This window comes from Micromonospora matsumotoense (assembly GCF_900091525.1).
GTDB classification, from domain to species: Bacteria; Actinomycetota; Actinomycetes; order Mycobacteriales; family Micromonosporaceae; genus Micromonospora; species Micromonospora matsumotoensis.
Genome location: NZ_FMCU01000026.1, coordinates 23085 through 39245, shown reverse-complemented (window position 1 = coordinate 39245; position 16161 = coordinate 23085). Strand labels below are relative to the sequence as shown.

16 protein-coding genes and 1 tRNA gene are annotated in these 16161 nt (G+C 71.9%); 6 read left to right on the top strand and 11 right to left on the bottom strand.

Annotated features, from left to right (window positions below; genetic code table 11):
• Positions 1 to 22: 22 nt before the first annotated feature.
• Genes pknB through GA0070216_RS30560 form a run of 7 tightly spaced genes read right to left on the bottom strand, consistent with a single transcriptional unit; the run spans position 23 to position 9052 of the window.
• Positions 23 to 1828: a Stk1 family PASTA domain-containing Ser/Thr kinase gene (gene pknB, locus GA0070216_RS30590; protein ID WP_091253354.1), complete on the bottom strand. Its 1806-nt coding sequence runs from the start codon at positions 1826 to 1828 to the stop codon at positions 23 to 25.
• Positions 1825 to 3318, bottom strand: coding sequence for a serine/threonine-protein kinase (locus tag GA0070216_RS30585; RefSeq protein ID WP_091253436.1), 1494 nt, complete (start codon positions 3316 to 3318; stop codon positions 1825 to 1827). Before GA0070216_RS30585 ends, pknB begins: the two co-directional genes overlap by 4 nt.
• A 1-nt stretch (position 3319) precedes the next feature.
• Positions 3320 to 4825 (bottom strand): peptidoglycan D,D-transpeptidase FtsI family protein, encoded by a 1506-nt coding sequence (locus GA0070216_RS30580; RefSeq protein ID WP_091253352.1) that lies wholly within the window; start codon positions 4823 to 4825, stop codon positions 3320 to 3322.
• Entirely contained in the window at positions 4822 to 6312 is a 1491-nt protein-coding gene (locus GA0070216_RS30575) for an FtsW/RodA/SpoVE family cell cycle protein (protein WP_091253349.1), read from the bottom strand. The genes GA0070216_RS30580 and GA0070216_RS30575 overlap by 4 nt, the downstream gene beginning before the upstream one ends.
• Positions 6313 to 6341: 29 nt before the next feature.
• A complete protein-coding gene (locus tag GA0070216_RS30570) occupies positions 6342 to 7766 on the bottom strand; it encodes a PP2C family protein-serine/threonine phosphatase (protein ID WP_091253348.1) in 1425 nt (474 codons plus the stop codon).
• Entirely contained in the window at positions 7763 to 8251 is a 489-nt protein-coding gene (locus GA0070216_RS30565; RefSeq protein WP_091253347.1) for an FHA domain-containing protein FhaB/FipA, read from the bottom strand. The genes GA0070216_RS30570 and GA0070216_RS30565 overlap by 4 nt, the downstream gene beginning before the upstream one ends.
• 6 nt (positions 8252 to 8257) lie before the next feature.
• Positions 8258 to 9052, bottom strand: coding sequence for an FHA domain-containing protein (locus tag GA0070216_RS30560; protein WP_091253346.1), 795 nt, complete (start codon positions 9050 to 9052; stop codon positions 8258 to 8260).
• A 225-nt stretch (positions 9053 to 9277) separates the two neighbouring features.
• Between GA0070216_RS30560 and GA0070216_RS30555 the strand changes: the two genes are divergently transcribed.
• The 4 genes from GA0070216_RS30555 to GA0070216_RS30540 all read left to right on the top strand — a co-directional run bounded on the left by GA0070216_RS30555 (position 9278) and on the right by GA0070216_RS30540 (position 12103).
• Positions 9278 to 9363: transfer RNA gene (locus GA0070216_RS30555), tRNA-Leu, on the top strand.
• A 112-nt stretch (positions 9364 to 9475) separates the two neighbouring features.
• Positions 9476 to 10549, top strand: a complete 1074-nt coding sequence (locus tag GA0070216_RS30550) for an NAD-dependent epimerase/dehydratase family protein (RefSeq protein WP_091253345.1) — start codon at positions 9476 to 9478, stop codon at positions 10547 to 10549.
• Complete coding sequence (locus GA0070216_RS30545; protein WP_091253434.1) at positions 10546 to 11352, top strand: WecB/TagA/CpsF family glycosyltransferase; 807 nt, start codon at positions 10546 to 10548, stop codon at positions 11350 to 11352. Before GA0070216_RS30550 ends, GA0070216_RS30545 begins: the two co-directional genes overlap by 4 nt.
• 130 nt (positions 11353 to 11482) lie before the next feature.
• Positions 11483 to 12103 (top strand): hypothetical protein, encoded by a 621-nt coding sequence (locus tag GA0070216_RS30540; RefSeq protein WP_245722841.1) that lies wholly within the window; start codon positions 11483 to 11485, stop codon positions 12101 to 12103.
• On the opposite strand, the gene GA0070216_RS30535 is transcribed toward GA0070216_RS30540, so the two are convergent.
• The 3 genes from GA0070216_RS30535 to GA0070216_RS30525 form a co-directional block, all read right to left on the bottom strand.
• Positions 12071 to 12472 carry a hypothetical protein gene (locus tag GA0070216_RS30535; protein WP_091253344.1) on the bottom strand — a complete coding sequence of 134 codons (402 nt, stop codon included), beginning with the start codon at positions 12470 to 12472 and terminating at the stop codon, positions 12071 to 12073. The genes GA0070216_RS30540 and GA0070216_RS30535 overlap by 33 nt on opposite strands.
• Before the next feature lie 154 nt (positions 12473 to 12626).
• Positions 12627 to 12848 carry a DUF397 domain-containing protein gene (locus tag GA0070216_RS30530; protein WP_091253343.1) on the bottom strand — a complete coding sequence of 74 codons (222 nt, stop codon included), beginning with the start codon at positions 12846 to 12848 and terminating at the stop codon, positions 12627 to 12629.
• Complete coding sequence (locus GA0070216_RS30525) at positions 12818 to 13699, bottom strand: helix-turn-helix domain-containing protein (RefSeq protein WP_091253342.1); 882 nt, start codon at positions 13697 to 13699, stop codon at positions 12818 to 12820. Before GA0070216_RS30525 ends, GA0070216_RS30530 begins: the two co-directional genes overlap by 31 nt.
• Positions 13700 to 14337: 638 nt before the next feature.
• Here GA0070216_RS30525 and GA0070216_RS30520 point away from each other — a divergent pair.
• Positions 14338 to 14622 (top strand): hypothetical protein, encoded by a 285-nt coding sequence (locus tag GA0070216_RS30520; protein WP_091253341.1) that lies wholly within the window; start codon positions 14338 to 14340, stop codon positions 14620 to 14622.
• Between the two features lie 101 nt (positions 14623 to 14723).
• Positions 14724 to 15209 carry a hypothetical protein gene (locus tag GA0070216_RS30515; RefSeq protein ID WP_091253340.1) on the top strand — a complete coding sequence of 162 codons (486 nt, stop codon included), beginning with the start codon at positions 14724 to 14726 and terminating at the stop codon, positions 15207 to 15209.
• 147 nt (positions 15210 to 15356) lie between these two features.
• Here GA0070216_RS30515 and GA0070216_RS30510 read toward each other — a convergent pair whose 3' ends face one another.
• Positions 15357 to 16151 (bottom strand): PASTA domain-containing protein, encoded by a 795-nt coding sequence (locus tag GA0070216_RS30510; RefSeq protein ID WP_091253339.1) that lies wholly within the window; start codon positions 16149 to 16151, stop codon positions 15357 to 15359.
• Between the last annotated feature and the right edge of the window lie 10 nt (positions 16152 to 16161).

The following is a 16161-nucleotide window of genomic DNA, read 5'->3' as shown; positions in this document are numbered from 1 at the left end:
GAACGTCACCTCGGGCTACGGATCACTGGTCCTCGACCCGGAACGGCGGGGTGGGCAGCGGGAACCCGCCACCCGTGCCGTCACCGGGCGGTGTGGTGGTCGGCACCGGCGTGGTCGGGGTCGGCGGGGTCGGCGACTCGGTGACCTCCGGCACGCTCACCACGATGGTGACCGTGCTCCCCTTCGTCTTCTTGGTGCCGGCCTTCGGGTTCTGGCTCTGCACCTTGCCGGCCTCGTCCGCCGGCACCTCCGAGCCGAGTTCGGGGTTGGCCCTGAAACCGGCGTTCTCGATGGCCCGGATGGCTTCCGCCTGGCTGAGGTCCTTGACGTTCGGCACCTCGCGGACGTTGCCCCGGGAGACGGTCAGGGTCACCTTGGTGCCCTCCGGCACCTTCTCCCCCTCGGGCGGGGACACGTCGAGGACGATGTCCTCGTTCTCGTCGCTGTCCTTCTCCACGACGGTGAAGGGGAACTTCGCCTCCTTCAGGCGAGCCTGCGCACTCTCGACCTTGCTGCCCTTGAGGCCGGTCGGGATGCTGACCTCGGGCTTGCCGCCGCAGATGTTCACCGTCACCTGACGGTTCTCGGCCAGCGGGGTGCCGGCCGGCGGGTCCTGCCTGGCGACCGTACCCACCTTGCAGGTGCTGTCGAAGACCTGGTCACCGCTCGCCGGCACCAGACCGGCGTTGCGGATCTCGGTGAAAGCCGCGTCCTGCGTCTTGCCCGCCAGGTTGGGCACCGCGCTCGTTTTGGCGTCGTCTCCCGAACCGTTCATCAGCAGGGCCGCGACCAGGGCGATCACCGCGAGCACCCCGACCGCGGCGAACGCCGCGATCACCCAGGCGGAGCTCTTGCGCCGCTGCGGGTCGCCGACCCGGGCCGGGATGTGCCGGGTCTGCTGACCCTGCGTCGGGTAGCCGGCTGCCGCCGCCGCCATCGGGGTGGTCTCGTCCTGGGTCATCACGGGGGTGGCCATCACCGGCCGGCCGGCGGCGGCGCGGAGCAGGTCGGCCCGCATCTCACCGGCGCTCTGGTAGCGGTTGAGCGGGTTCTTCGACAGTGCCTTGAGCACGATCGCGTCGATCGCCGGGGTGACGTCCGGGTTGATGTCGCTGGGCGTCGGCGGGGCCTCCCGCACATGCTGGTACGCCACGCTGACCGGGCTGTCGCCGACGAACGGCGGATGGCCGCAGACCAGCTCGAACAGCACGCAACCGGCGGCGTACACGTCGGAGCGGGCATCGACGGCCTCGCCGCGCGCCTGCTCCGGGGAGAGGTACTGGGCCGTGCCGATCACCGCGCTGGTCTGGGTCATCGTGGTGGCGCCGCTGGCCAACGCACGGGCGATGCCGAAGTCCATCACCTTGACCTGACCGGTCTGGGTCAGCATCACGTTGCCGGGCTTGATGTCCCGGTGGATGATCCCGTGCCGGTGGCTGAACTCCAGGGCCGCACACATGTCGGCGCAGATCTCCAGCGCCCGGCGCGGCTGGAGCCGCCCCTCGACGCCGAGGACCTCCTTGAGGGTCCGTCCGTTCACGAACTCCATCACGATGAACGGGAGGGTCTCGCCGGTCGGCGCGGTCTCCTCGCCGGTGTCGTAGACGGCGACGATCGCCGGGTGGTTCAGCGAGGCGGCGTTCTGCGCCTCACGGCGGAACCGCATCTGGAAGGTGGCGTCCCTGGCCAGGTCTGTCCGGAGCATCTTGATCGCGACGTCACGACCGAGCCGGAGGTCCCGACCGCGGTGCACCTCGGCCATGCCGCCGTAACCGAGCAGCTCGCCGACCTGGTACCTGCCACCGAGCAGGCGGGCCTGGGCTGTCATCGCGTTCGTCGTCCTTCGCTCGTCGTCGTCTCGCCGGCATCCGGTCCGAGCCGTACCACCCGACGGTACGACGTCCCGGCCGGATCGTCGCGTCCGAAGGCACTCAGCGCGCCGGACGTCGTTCGCGGCGCACCGGTGTCGGCGCCCAGGTTGCCCTGTCGCGCGGCGTAGGCAAGCACGCCGGAGCAGACCAGCACCAGTACGGCCAGCAGAATCGCCAGGGTCACCATGCCGGACCGGGAACGCTGTGGTGGGGCGGGGGGTGGGAGCGGCTGCCGGGCGTACCCCATGGGTCGGTCGGCACGGAGCTGGGCCGGCGGGACGGACGCCGCGCCCCGGGGCTGCTGCGGGTAGGGCCGCGTCATCGGGGTGGCCTGGGCGGGCGGACGCTGCGGCGCCACCGGCGGCTGCGGGTGCCGGGCCGCGACTGGCGGCCGAGCCTGCCCGCTGACGGGTGGCCGGGCCTGCCCACCGGCCGGAGGGCGGGCCTGTCCGCTGATCGCCGGGCGGTGCTGGTGGGCCAGCGCGGCCGGCTGCTGCCGGGGCACGGCGGGCACCTGCGCGCGGGCCATCGGGCCGGCGGGGGAGGCCGGGGCCCCGGAGACCGGACCGCCGGAGACCGGACCGCCCGAGACGGGACCGGGGTGCCCACCACCCGCGCGGGCCTGCTGGGAGAGGGCCTGCTTGGCCTGCCGGGCGACAGCCGCCAGGGCGGCGGCGCTCGGCCAGCGGTGGCCGGGCTCCTTGGCCATGGCCCGCTCCACGATCGCCTTGACCTGCGGCGGAATGTCCCCGGGCAGCGCCCGGGGAGTGTCCCGGACGTGCCGCATCGCGATCTCCAGCGGATTGTCGCCCTCGAAGGGCCGTCGCCCGGCCAGGCACTGGTATGCCACGACGCCGAGCGCGTAGACGTCGGAGGCGGGGGTGGCGACCGCGCCGGTGGCCTGCTCGGGGGAGATGTACGAGGCGGTGCCGAGCACCGATCCGACGGCGGTGAGCTGGCCGACCAGCTCCGACCGGGCGATACCGAAGTCGGTCAGCACCAGCGTTCCGTTCGGCCGGACGAGCAGGTTGCCCGGCTTGACGTCGCGGTGCACGATGCCCTTCTCGTGGGCGGCGTGCAACGCGTCGGCGGCCTGGGCGAGCAGGGCCATCGTCCGGGCCGGGGTGAGCCGGCCGACCCGGCTGAGCGTCGCCGACAGGGCGTCGCCCTCGACGTACTCCATCACCAGGAAGGCGATCTCCTGGTCGCTGCCGAAGTCGTAGACGTCGACCACGCCGGGGTGGTTGATGGTGGCCATGGTCCGGGCCTCGCCCCGGAACCGTTCCGCGAAGCCGGGCTCGTCGAGCAGCGCCGGGAGCAGACTCTTCACCGCCACCGTACGGCCCAGCACCTGGTCGGTGCCGCGCCACACGTCACCCATGCCGCCGCTGGCGATCCGCTCGTCGAGGCGGTAGCGGTTGCCGAGCTGCACCCCGGGGCTGAGCATGTCAGCGGCCCCCCGCATCGGCGATGGCCGCCTGCATGATCTTGCCGCCGATCCGGGCCGCCTCGGCGCTGCCGCCGCTGCCCGCCTGCTCCAGCTCCACGCAGACCGCCGAGACGGCGTTGCCGTTCTTGTCCAGCGCGAAACCGATGAACCAGCCGTGGTCGGGCCGGTCCGGCGCGGACTGCGCGGTGCCCGTCTTGCCGCCGACGGTGTAGCCGTCGATGTCCGCGGAGCGACCGGTGCCGTTCTTCACCACGCTGACCATCATGTCGCGCAGGTCGTCGGCGACCTGACCGCTGACCGGCTGCCGCAGCTCGCGGGGTTGGGCGTTGTAGTAGCTGGTGGTGCGGTCCGGCCCGAGCAGCTGCTTGACCAGGTAGGGCCGCATCTGCCGGCCCTTGTTGGCAACCGAGCCGGCGATCAACGCCCCCTGGAGCGGGGTCATCCGGACGTTGTTCTGGCCGATCGAGGACTGCGCCAGCGCGGCGGGGTCGGTGCCGCCGTCGGGGTTCTGCATGTCGCCGGTCCGGCTGGCCGCCACCGGCAGGCCCCCCTCGCCGAGCTGCCCGACGGAGAGGTCGTCCTGCTCGAAGCCGAACTGCCGGGCCTTCTCCTTCACCGTGTCCGCGCCCAGTCGCACGCCGAGCTGGGCGAAACCGGTGTTGCACGACTCGGTGACCGCGTCCATCAGGGTGACCTGCGCCTCCGGGCAGATCGACGGGGCGGCGTTACGGATCGGTGCGCCCGAGGTCGGCGGGGTCCAGCTCGGTCCGGCCGGGATCTCGGTGTCCTTGCCGACCCCGTTCTCCAGGGCGGCGGCGGCCACCACGATCTTGAAGGTGGAGCCGGGCGGCAGGACCTCCGACAGTGCCCGGTTCTTCAGCGGGCCCTCCGGGTCCTGCTCGTACTTGTTGTAGGCCGCCGCCGCCACGTTGGTGTCGTGGTCGACGAGCGGGTTCGGATCGAAGCCGGGCATCGAGACGAGCGCCTGCACCGCGCCGGTACGCGGATCGATGGCGATCGCCGCACCCCGCTTCGCACCGGTGTCGTTGTTGCGCAACTGCTCGTAGGCGGTGTCCTGGGCCCGCTTCGAGATGCTCAGCAGCACGTTGCCGCCGCCGCTCTCGTCCCCGGTGAACATGTCCTTGATCCGGTTGCCGAGCAGGGCGTCGCTGGTGCCGGCGAGGAAGTCGTTCTCCAGCCGCTCGATGCCGGTGTCGCCCAGGTTGACCGGCTTGTAGCCGAGCACGTGCGCGTACTTCGCCCCAGCCGGGTAGCTGCGCTGGAACTTCAGCTTGCCGCCGGTCTCCTTGCTGGTGGCCACGGCGGTGCCGCCGGCCTCGATGTTGCCCCGCCGTCGCTCGTACTCGGCCACCTGGACCCGGCCGTTGTAGTCACTGTTGCGGTATTCGTCTGCCTTGTAGGCCTGGATCCAGTTCAGGTTGGCGAAGAGCAGACCGAACAGGACCATGACGACGACGCCGACGCGGCGCAGGGGCGCGTTCACGGGCGGATCACCTCCGTGGGAGCACCGTGCAACTGTTCCGGCGGGCCGCCACCCGGGCGGGATGCCGGGCCACCGCCCTGGTTCACCGGCCGCCGGGCGGCGTCGGAGATGCGCAGCAGCACCGCGATGAGCAGCCAGTTCGCCATCAACGACGAACCACCGGCGGACAGGAACGGGGTGGTCTGACCGGTGAGCGGGATGAGCTTGCTGATCCCGCCGACGATCACGAAGACCTGGAGCCCCAGGGTGAAGGCGAGACCACCGGCGACCAGCTTGCCGAACGAGTCCCGCACCGCCAGCCCGGCCCGCAGCCCCCGCTCGACGATGAGCAGGTAGACCACCAGCAGCGCGGTCAACCCGAACAGGCCGATCTCCTCGCCGATGCCGGCGAAGATGAAGTCGTTCTGCACCTCGGGGATCTCCAGCGGCTCCCCGGCACCGGGCCCGGACCCGAACAGGCCACCGCTGCCCAGGCCGAGCAGCCCCTGCACCAACTGGTAACCCCGGTCGTACGGCTCGGCGAACGGGTCGAGCCAGATCTCGGCGCGGGTGTAGAAGTTGGCGAACGGGCCGCCCACGGTGCCGCCGAGCACGTATGCGAGGTAGGCCCCGCCGAAGAAGAGGACCAGACCGATCAACAGCCAACTGACCCGTTCGGTGGCGATGTAGAGCGTCACCACGAACATGCCGAAGTAGAGCAGCGAGGTGCCGAGGTCCTTCTCGAAGACCAGGACCAGCAGGCTGATCAGCCAGACCCCGACCACCGGGCCGAGATCCCGCCCGCGCGGGAAGTCGATACCGAGGACGCGGCGGCTGGCCAGCGACAGCACCTCACGCTTGCGGACCAGGTAGTAGGCGAAGAAGACGAGCAGCGCCAGCTTGGCGAACTCACCGGGCTGGATGCTGAACCCGCCGACCCGGATCCACAGCTTCGCGCCGTTGATCTCGGAGAAGCGGCCGGGCAGCACCGCCGGGATCATCACCAGCACGATGCCGGCCAACCCCAGGGTGTACGCGTAACGGGAGACCGCGCGGTGGTCGCGCATCACCACCAGCAGCCCGGCGGCCAGGATCACCGCAGCCAGCGTCCAGGCCAGCTGACGACCGCCGGTGCCGGCGAAGATGGCCAGCGTCTCCCGGTCGGCGGGGGCGGCCTTGCCCAGGTCGAGCCGACGCAGGAAGCCCACCCCGATGCCATTGAGCAGGGCCACCGCCGGCAGCAGGGCCGGATCGGCGTACGGTGCCAGCCAACGGATCACCAGGTGCATGCCGAGGAAGACCAGCCCCAGCGCGGCAGCCGGCATCCAGAAGTCGCGGGTGACGGTGTCGAGCAGGTTCGCTTCGACGATCGCCCCGTACGCGGCCACCAGCACCATCGCCAGCACCAGCAGGGACAGTTCGGCGTTACGCCGGGACCGCGCCAAACGTACGCCGGGCCGCTCGCCCGTCGTGGCGGGCGAGACTACCGGGTGGGCCGCTGCGGTCAAGGAGGTGTCCCTCGGATCTCAGCCGACGGTCACTCGGGCGACCGGCAGCCCGCCGGGTCTCCGGCCGGCGGAACCGCGTCGGAGGCCGAGGCGTCGGGTGTGGTGGGCGGCGTGGGGGTGCCGGTGACGCCCGGCACGCCGGTCGCGCCGGGGCTGGTCGCCCCGGGGCTCGGCGGCACCGGTGAGTTCGCCGGCGCCGGGGAGCCGGTGACGAGGGAGGGCACCGGCTGGCAGACCGGCTTCAGGTTGGGGTTGGCCGGGTCCTCGCTGGTCAGCTCGGCCAGCCGGCGCACCGCGTCCGGTCGGCTCTTGGCCTGGATGCCCTGCTTGACCTGCTCCTGGGCAGCCAGGGTGAGGTCGTCGAGCTTGGCCTGGCTGGTCGAGTGCACGCTGGACAGGTCGAGGCCGGCGACCTGACCGGGCACCCCGCGGAAGACCGCGAGCTGCCCGTTGTCGGTCGCCCCGACGTAGTACTGCCGCTGGGTGTAGCTCCAGCCGGCGAAGAGGCCGCCACCGAGGATGACCAGCAGTGCCGCCAGCATCGCCACGGTGCGTAGCGGTCGACGGGGGCGGTCCGGGTCGTCGTCCCGGTTGGTCGCAGGCTCCTCCGGCGCGGGCGGGCGCGGGGGGGAGAGCGCCGACGCGCGGGCCGCCGGGGTGGAGTCGTCGGCCGCGGTGGCCATCCCCCGGTCCCGGGCCGCGGCCCCGCCGACGATCGGGCTCGCCTCGACGATGTCCTGGTCGGTGGCGTCCGCGATGATCACGGTGATGTTGTCCGGGCCGCCGCCACGCAGGGCGAGCTGCACCAGCCGCTCGACGCACTGCTGCGGGTCGGTGTACTCCCGGAGGCTGTCGCCGATGGTCTCGGCGCTCACCACACCGGAGAGGCCGTCGCTGCAGATCAGGTAGCGGTCCCCGGGCAGCACCTGCCGGACACTGTATTCCGGGTCGATGTCCCGGCCGTCGAGGGCGCGGGTGAGCAGCGAGCGCTGGGGGTGGCTGCTCGCCTCCTCCGCGCTGATCCGTCCCTCGTCGACGAGCATCTGGACGTAGGTGTCGTCCTTGGTGATCTGGGCGAACTCGCCGTTGCGCAGAAGGTAGGCCCGCGAGTCGCCGATGTGGACCATGCCGAGCTTGCTGCCCGAGAAGAGGGTCGCGGTGAGCGTGGTGCCCATCCCCTCCAGCTGCGGGTTGGCATCCACGGTGTCGCGGAGCTGCTGGTTGGCGGTGCCCACGGCCGATCGCAGCGCGTCGACGAGCGCGTCCCCCGGGACGTCCTCGTCGAGCGGCGCCATGGCACCGATGACGATGTTGCTGGCGACGTCACCGGCGGCCATGCCGCCCATGCCGTCGGCGACGGCGAGGAGCCGCGGCCCGGCGTAGACGGAGTCCTGGTTTCCGTCTCGGATCAGACCGCGGTCGCTGTGGGCCGCATAGCGCAGGGTCAGAGTCATGGCCGTAATTCGAGAGAGGTGCGGCCGATACGGATCGGCACGCCGAGGGGGACGGGGGTCGGTCCGGTGACCTTAGCGCGATCGAGGTACGTGCCGTTAGTCGAGCCGAGATCCTCGACGAACCACTGTCCGTCGCGGGGCACCAGCCGGGCGTGCCGGGCGGAGGCGTAGTCGTCGGTGATGACGAGGGTGGAGTCCTCGGCCCGGCCGATGGTGATCTGCGCTTCACCGAGGGTGATCCGGGTGCCGGCGAGCTGGCCGGCGGTGACCACCAACTGGTGGGCCGCCCGACCCCGCTTCGCCTTCGCCGGCTTCGCCGCCTGCTGCTGGGTAGCGGCCCCGACCCCCCGCGGGGCGGCCACCAGCCGCCCCGACCGGGCACCGGCGAAGAGATCCCGACGGATGACACCGACCACCGTGAACACGAAGATCCACAGCAGGATGAGGAACCCGAACCGGGCGACCGTGATGACGAGTTCCGGCAAGGCGGGTCAGCCGTCCACGCGGAAGGTCAGCGTCGTGGTGCCCAGCTGGATCATGTCGCCCGGATTGAGGGCGACGGCCGAGACCCGCTGGCCGTTGACCATGGTGCCGTTGGTGGACCCGAGGTCGGTCAGCACCACCTGGCCGCCGTCGAAGTCCAGCCGGGCGTGCCGCCGGGAGATCCCGACATCCGGCAGGCGCAGGTTGGCCTGGTCGCCACGGCCGATCACCGTCGAGCCCATCTGCAACGGATAGGTGCGGCCGTCACCGGAGACCAGCCGGACGTTGCGGGCGCCACCACCGTGCCCCGGCGGCGGCCCGTAGCCACCGCCCTGGTCGTACGCCGGGTAGGCCGGCGGGCCGGGGTCGTAGCCGCCCGGCGAGGACACCGGGGCGACCTCACCGCCGGTGTAGACCTCGGCGGTGACCCGGAACATGCCGGTGTCCAGCCCCTCGCCCCGCTCCACCTCGACGATCACGTCGCCGTAGACCGTCCACGCCTGCTCGCCGATGAACTCCGCCTGCGACTGGGCCAGCTCCTGGGCCAGCGCGGCGGCGTACGGCGCCAACCGACTGTGGTCGTACGGGGAGAGATCGATCACGTAGCGGTTCGGCACCAGGGTGCGGCCACCAGCGAGGATGGCCTTGTGCGCCTCGGCCTCCCGCTGCATGGCGTTGAGGATCTCCACGGGGTGGACCACCCCTTTGAAGACCTTGGCGAAGGCCCCCTCGACCAGGCCTTCCAGACGCTTCTCGAAGCGTTGCAGCACGCTCACCGGCTCCTCCTCGGGTCCCGAGGACATGATGGTATCTGGACGGCGCGCATGCAGCTCGCGCGCCGCTCGGCCACCGCGCGGCGGCCCGTTCGGAGCGGCCCCTGCGACCGTGCTACTCTTTCGTCCGCCACGAAGGGTGACCGCTCGTAGGAACGGTAACCGGTCGAGGCGAGACCGCAGGACCGGGTAGGATGTTCCGGGCCCACCGGAGACGGTGGGGTCGACGCGCCACCGCGTTCGAGGTTGTGCCACGGGGATGTGGCGGAATGGCAGACGCGCACGGTTCAGGTCCGTGTGTCCGAAAGGACGTGGGGGTTCAACTCCCCCCATCCCCACCACCAGACGAGGGCTCCGCAGGATGCGGGGCCCTCACTTCGTATCGGGGCGTACCGGACGTCAGGCTATGCTCCGGTGGTTTTTCCCAGCCTCCCAGCTGACCAGGAGTGTCGTGTGAGTGTCGCGTTGGTGACCGGGTCGGGCGGTCTGATCGGTTCCGAGGCGGTCCGGCACTTCGCCGGGCTCGGCCTGGACGTGGTCGGCATCGACAACGACATGCGGCAGGAGTTCTTCGGCGCCGAGGCCTCGACCGCCTGGAACGTCCGGCGGCTGACCGACGAGCTGGGGTCGGCGTACGCGCACCACAGCATCGACATCCGCGACCGGGACACCCTCGGGAAGCTCTTCGCCCGGTACGGCCGGGACATCGCCGTGGTGATCCACACCGCCGCCCAGCCGTCCCACGACTGGGCGGTGCGTGACCCGTTCACCGACTTCGACGTCAACGCCGTCGGCACCCTCAACATCCTGCAGAACGTGCGGGAGCACTGCATCGGGGCGCCACTGATCCACTGCTCCACCAACAAGGTCTACGGCGACCGGCCCAACAGCCTGCCGCTGGTGGAGCAGGAGACCCGGTGGGAGATCGCGCCGGGGCACCCGTACGAGCAGGGCATCCGCGAGGACATGTCGATCGACGCCTGCCTGCACTCGGTCTTCGGGGCCTCCAAGGTCGCCGCCGATGTGATGGTGCAGGAGTACGGCCGCTACTTCGACATGCGGACGGCCTGTTTCCGGGGCGGCACGTTGACCGGCCCGGCGCACTCGGCGACCGAGCTGCACGGCTTCCTCGGGTACGTGATGCGGGCCAACATGGAACGCCGCACCTACAAGATCTTCGGCTACCAGGGCAAGCAGGTCCGCGACGCCATCCACAGCTCGGACGTGGTGTCGGCGTTCGAGGCGTTCTTCCGTGACCCGCGCTCGGCGGCGGTCTACAACCTGGGCGGCGGCCGGCACTCCAACACCTCCAACCGGGAGGCGTTCACGCTCGCCGCGCAGATCACCGGCCAGGAGATGATCACCGAGTACGTCGACGCGAACCGGATCGGCGACCACAAGTGGTGGATCGGCTCGAACGAGGCGTTCCAGGCCGACTACCCGGACTGGAAGCAGGTCTACGACGTACCGATGATCATGCGGGAGATCTACCAGGCCAACGTCGACAAGTGGGTGCCGGGAGCATGACCGCACAGGGCAAGCGCAACGTCCTCGGCGTCCTGGTCGACGCCACCGACTACGCCTCCGCGACCGAGCAGGTCGTCGCGGCGGCCCGGGACCGCCGGCCGTTGGCGCTGACCGCGCTGGCCGTGCACGGGGTGATGACCGGGGTGCTCGATCCGGCGCACAACGCCCGGCTCAACTCCTTCGACGTGGTCACCCCGGACGGGCAGCCGGTGCGCTGGGCGCTCAACCTGCTGCACCACGCCGGCCTGGCCGACCGGGTGTACGGCCCGACGCTGACCCTGCACGTGCTGCGCCGCTTCGCCGAGGAGGGCCTACCGGTCTACCTGTACGGGTCGACCGAGGAGACCCTGGCGAAGCTGATCCCGGCGCTGGAGCGGATGTTCCCGGCCCTCAAGATCGCCGGGGTGGAGCCGTCGAAGTTCCGCACGGTCGGGCCCGGCGAGGACGTCGAGATCGCCGACCGGATCCGGGCCAGTGGCGCCCGGCTCGTCCTGGTCGGTCTGGGCTGCCCCCGCCAGGAGGTCTTCACCTACGCGATGCGGCCCCTGCTGGACATGCCGCTGATGGCCGTCGGCGCGGCCTTCGACTACCACGCGGGCCTGCTCCGGCAGCCGCCGCCGTGGATGCAACGGGCCGGCCTGGAGTGGTTCTGGCGGCTCGGCCTGGAGCCGAGGCGGCTCTGGCGGCGGTACGTCATCCTCAACCCGGCCTACCTGACCCGACTGGCCGGCCAGAAGACCGGTCTGTGGAAGGCCCGTCCCCCGGCCCCGGCAACCGAACGACCGGCCACCTTCGCGGTCTGAGGCGTCCACTCCGGACGACCGGCCGGTGTCGTGGTGACGGGCTGACCGGTCACCCCTACGGGGGCGCGTCGGGGTGGAACAGGGGCCCGCCCCGGATTCGCCGTACGCCGTTGCGGGCAAGGCTGTGTCCATGGATGGGCATCTCATCGTGTTACTGCCGATCGCCGCCGTCTGGCTCGCCGCCGGCGTCGTGGCCGACGGACTCCCCCGGCTGGACCGGGCCCGCGCCCTGCGGCGGCGTACCGGATGGTTGCTCGTCCTCTCCGTCGTCGGTGTCGGCCTGACCCTGGCCGTGCTGGCCGTCGGGCTGACCAGCGCCGGGGACACCCCGGTCGACCGGGCTGCCGGCCAACTTCCGCTGGTGGCCGTCCCGGCGCTCGCGGTGGCGGTCTGCACGGTGCGCCGGGTCCGCCGGTTGCGGGCCGGTGCGGGCGCGTTCGCCGCCGCGCCGGAGACCCCCGCGCCGTACGGCCTGCGGGCCGCCGCCGGGCACCCGCTGGTCGGCCTGCCGGCGCAGGTGACCGCGCTGGCCACCGTGCCGGGCCTGCTCTCCGCCGCCGGGCTGGGCCTGAGCGCCGGCAACGGGGTCACCGGGGTGGCGCTCACCGTCGGCGGGCTGGCCGTTCTCGCCATCGGGGTACGCCACGGCCTGCGGCACAACCGGCTCGCCGAGCGGACGCTGCCGGGCACCGGCCCCGCGCTGGTCGGCCTGCCCGCCTCACCGGCTGCGGCCAGCTCCCTGCACGTATAGCAGTTCCAGGATTGCCCGGGTCGCCTCGAACCACCGGTCCAGCCAGCCGGGCGGCGGGATGCTCCCCTTCGGCGGCAACTCCAGCAGCAGGCCGCGCAGCAGCGGGTGGTCGATCAGCGACTCGGGTGGCTCCGTGGGCCAGCCGGCCGGCGGGAACGACGGCTCGGCGAGCGGGTTCGGGTCGAGCGAGGGCAGCGACAGCGGCGACCCGGCCTGCTCGGGCGCGGGGACACCGTCGCGACCCGACTCGGTGTCGCCGGCACCCACCTCGGTGAGCATCGTGTCGCGTCGTGCGCTGCGGTATTTGCCGCCGAAGCGTTCGGTCCTGCCCGGGCCGTTGGTGAGGTTCTCTGAGCCGATCGTCGTCATGTGCGTCTCGCCTGCCTCGCTCGGTTGTCGCCGCGTGCGGCGGGTCGTCGACCAGCGCCGTACCGAGGGGTTCAACGACGCGGGGCGGAAGTGGCGACGGGCCAGCCGGGGAGTGTCCCCCGACCGGCCCGCGGTCAACGCCACGCTGCGTTGGTCAGTGTTGGCCGAACGCGCCGTTCCGAGCGTCGGCGACGAAGGCGTTCCATTCCCCGGGGGCGAAAACGAGGGCGGGACCTGTCTTGTCCTTCGAGTCCCGTACCCCGACCGCCCCGATCACGTAAGCCACCTCGACGCAGTTGTCACAGTTCGGCCCGCTTTTCGAGCTCTTGAACCAGGTCGCCTGCGTCAGGTCCTCGGGGAACCTCTTGGTCGCCATTTCCACAACGGCTCCTCTGCCAGTTCTGCGATGTGTGCGATGGACTCCTCCGGTCGCCTGGCCGCTGCCTGAATCTGATCGAAGATGGAGTTGTACTTCTGCAGCTCGTCGCTCTTCTCCAGGAAGAGCCCACCCGTGGCGTTCTCCGCGTACACGACATCCGGATCCATCGAGTCGGGAAATCTGAGAATCGTGAAGGGCCCGTCCATGCCGGCGTGCGCTCCCACCTCGAAGGGCAGGACCTGCAACGTCACGTTCGGCAGTTCGGCCACCTCCACCAACCGCCTGAGCTGACCACGCATCACCGCGTCGCCGCCCACCGGCCTCCTCAACACCGCCTCATCGAGCACCGCCCACAGATCGACCGGATCATCCTGGGTCAACAACGACTGACGGCCCATTCGGACACGCACCCGTTGTTGCACCTGGTCGGCGGTCAGCTCCGGACGGGCCGCCTGGATCATCGCGCTGGCGTACTCCTCGGTCACCAGCAGACCGGGAACGACCTGCTGCTCGTACGATCGGATGGCACCTGCCGCCGCCTCCAGGCCGACGTACGCCCCCACGAGCACGGCGCCGTACGGGTGCCACCACCCCTTCTGCCGGGCCTCGCGGGCGATCTGCACCAGCTCTTCGCTGTCCGCGCCCACCACCCCGTAGATGCGGAGCATGTCCCGGACGTCGCGCGGGGTCGCCGAGGTGTGACCGGTCTCGATCCGGGAGACCTTGGAGGCGGAGCACTCCAACTGCTCGGCGACCGCATCTATGGTGATGCCGGCACCGTCCCGCAGTCGACGCAGCTCGGCACCGAGCCGGCGACGCCGGATGGTGGGGCTCCGCCGTTCGCTCATCGGGTCGCCCCGGGTCCCGTTGACGGGGAAAGCTGGTGCCTCGCGCTCACCCGGTTACCTCCGGTCGATCGCGCCCGTGTCCGAACACCCGCCAGGGGCGCGACCGCGGGCGGCGGGCATCATTCGCGGCAGGGGTGGAGCCGGGTCGCCGACCGGCCGCGTCGGGCGGAGCCGGCGTCCAGTGTGCCGCCCTGGGGACAGCGTGATCAAGCGCCCGATTCATGTGTCGGGGTTCCCGTATCGGCAAAGACTATGTGCAACTTGCATCCAGCATCACGCTGATGCAGTCTGTCCGTATGGTTCGAATCACTCAGTGCTTTCGGCTGATCTCTCGGTGTGATCATCGCCCCGGGATAGGCCGGGTGGGCGGGTGCCCCGGACCAGTTGTGTCATCGAGAACTGCCCCGGGTTGATGACCCCGCCGCTGCACGCCCGGAGGCTGCGGTGGTGGGAGCGGTAACACCCGTGAGCAGCCGGGTGATGGTCGGGTGGCGGTCCACCACCAGCGGGTACGGCCCGACCAGCACCACACCGAGCACCGGCCCGCGAGGCACAACCCCGTCGCCGGACCCGCATCTCGTCCCCCCGTTCCGCACCGGTCGGCCCGCGACGCCGGCCATACCCTCCCAGGAGCCCATGTGCTTCCCCGCTCCGGTGACGTTCTGCACGTGACGCGTACCGCAAGTGTGCAGTTCCTCAGGCCGATCACCTTCCGGATGATCCGGGTGCTCGACTGGCCCACGTACGACGGCTGGCTCTGGCTCGACGGCTACCAGCTGAACGCGTCGGGAGACGCGGTCAGCCGCCGGTCGATCTTTGTCCAGCAGGCCGGGCTGACCCAGCTCCGACCGGCGACCGTCCCGCGTCAGCACACCGCGCGGTCGCGTCGGCCGGTCAACCGCGCCCCGATCGCGGTGGGCTGACTCCCCGATTACCCGGCCGGAGGGCGTGCCGCCGCCATAGAATCGGTACGCCCACCCCGGCGAACGTCTCCACCCCGCGCGTTCCGGCCCCTGAACCTGGGATGGCCATGGTCAATCTGCCCGCCGCGCGGCGGCACCACCGGTCCCGTATCCGATACGCCTTCGGACTGCTCGCCCTGATCGGCGTGGTCGTCACCCTCGTGGTGGTGACCCGCTACCCGGCCGAGTCGGCCACCCGGCTCGCCGAGCCGGTACCGGCCCCCGAGATCACCGTGGTCGAGTGGGGTGACACCCCGACCGTCGACCCCGGTCCCGGCACGCCGGCCGACGCACCAGCCGACCCTGGTCCCGGCACGCCGGCCGACCCTGGTCCCGACGCACCGGCCGGGCCCGGCCCCGACGCAGCAGTCGAACCGCACGGCGCGCAGTCGGGCGTGGGCGGCGGTGCGTCCACGCTCGCCGAGCCTCGACACCCCTCCGACGACCCTCAGACCGTCGCCCAGTCGCTCTTCTACTCCGGCCTGCTCGGGCTGGCCATCTCCCTGGCCGGCCTGGGCCTGGTGGGCACCCGACGCCGGATGTGGTGAGCCCCGGCGAGACGCCGGATGGTGAGCCCCCGGCGAGACGCCGGATGTGGTGAGTCCTTCGGCGAGCCGGTGGGCAACCCGGCCGGCGGGGGTGGCGCCGACGGAACCCCGCAGGGGCCGACCGCCGACGAGACGGTGGTGAACCCGTCACCCGGTGGGGCTGGCCGTCGGCGTGGCGGTGCCGGTCCCGGTCGGTGATGCCGACGCCTCCACGGCCACCACCAGGGTCACCTCGTCCCCCGGCGACACCCGCTCGCCCTGCTCCGGGTCGGTGGCCAGGACGGTGCCGGGCGGCCGGTCCGACTCCCGCGTCTGCACCCGGGAGGACAGGCCGAGTCGGCCCAGCAGGTTTTCCGCGGTCTCCTGGGAGAGCCCGACCAGCGGCGGCACCGCGATTCCGGCCGGGCCGGTCGTCGGCGGGGTGGTCGGTGGCGTCGTCGGCGGCCCGGTGGTCGGCGCGGTGGTGGTCGGGGCGGCACCGGTGGTCGGCACGGCGGTCGGCGGTGGGGTCGGGGTCTCGTCCGACGGGGAATCCACCGCCCGCAGGGCCAACCAGATCCCCACCCCGACGAGCCCGAGCAGCAGCAGCGCGAGTACGCCCAGCAGGATGGGCGTCCACCAGCGTCGGTCGCGCTGCTCCTCGCCGTACCACTCGGCCGGCTCCCGGGGGTCGTCCGCGCGCGGCGGTGGCACCCCGGCCCGCCCGGACCACACGGGCGGGCCGACCGGGTCAGGTGGCTCGGCCCCGGTCGGCGGCAGCGGGCGGGTCGCGTCCACCGGCTCCTGCCGGGCGGTGTGGCCGGACGATGGCGGCGGGCCGGCGGGCGGCGGGCCACCGGACCCGGGCCGGGCCGGCGGCAGTTGGCGGGTCGCGTCGTCGGGCTGCCGTGGCAGCGGGCGGGTCGCGTCGTCGGCGGGTGGCTCCTGGCGGTCGTCGCTCATCGCACGTCCT

Excerpts from the sequence above, each read along its gene's own strand:
- GA0070216_RS30585 (WP_091253436.1), bottom strand. The coding sequence starts at position 3,318 with ATGCTCAGCCCCGGGGTGCAGCTCGGCAACCGCTACCGCCTCGACGAG.
- GA0070216_RS30510 (WP_091253339.1), bottom strand. The coding sequence starts at position 16,151 with ATGAGCGACGACCGCCAGGAGCCACCCGCCGACGACGCGACCCGCCCG.
- GA0070216_RS30570 (WP_091253348.1), bottom strand. The coding sequence starts at position 7,766 with ATGACTCTGACCCTGCGCTATGCGGCCCACAGCGACCGCGGTCTGATC.
- GA0070216_RS30540 (WP_245722841.1), top strand. The coding sequence starts at position 11,483 with ATGGATGGGCATCTCATCGTGTTACTGCCGATCGCCGCCGTCTGGCTC.
- GA0070216_RS30530 (WP_091253343.1), bottom strand. The coding sequence starts at position 12,848 with ATGGCGACCAAGAGGTTCCCCGAGGACCTGACGCAGGCGACCTGGTTC.
- GA0070216_RS30525 (WP_091253342.1), bottom strand. The coding sequence starts at position 13,699 with ATGAGCGAACGGCGGAGCCCCACCATCCGGCGTCGCCGGCTCGGTGCC.
- pknB (WP_091253354.1), bottom strand. The coding sequence starts at position 1,828 with ATGACAGCCCAGGCCCGCCTGCTCGGTGGCAGGTACCAGGTCGGCGAG.
- GA0070216_RS30545 (WP_091253434.1), top strand. The coding sequence starts at position 10,546 with ATGACCGCACAGGGCAAGCGCAACGTCCTCGGCGTCCTGGTCGACGCC.
- GA0070216_RS30535 (WP_091253344.1), bottom strand. The coding sequence starts at position 12,472 with ATGACGACGATCGGCTCAGAGAACCTCACCAACGGCCCGGGCAGGACC.
- GA0070216_RS30560 (WP_091253346.1), bottom strand. The coding sequence starts at position 9,052 with ATGTCCTCGGGACCCGAGGAGGAGCCGGTGAGCGTGCTGCAACGCTTC.
- GA0070216_RS30515 (WP_091253340.1), top strand. The coding sequence starts at position 14,724 with ATGGCCATGGTCAATCTGCCCGCCGCGCGGCGGCACCACCGGTCCCGT.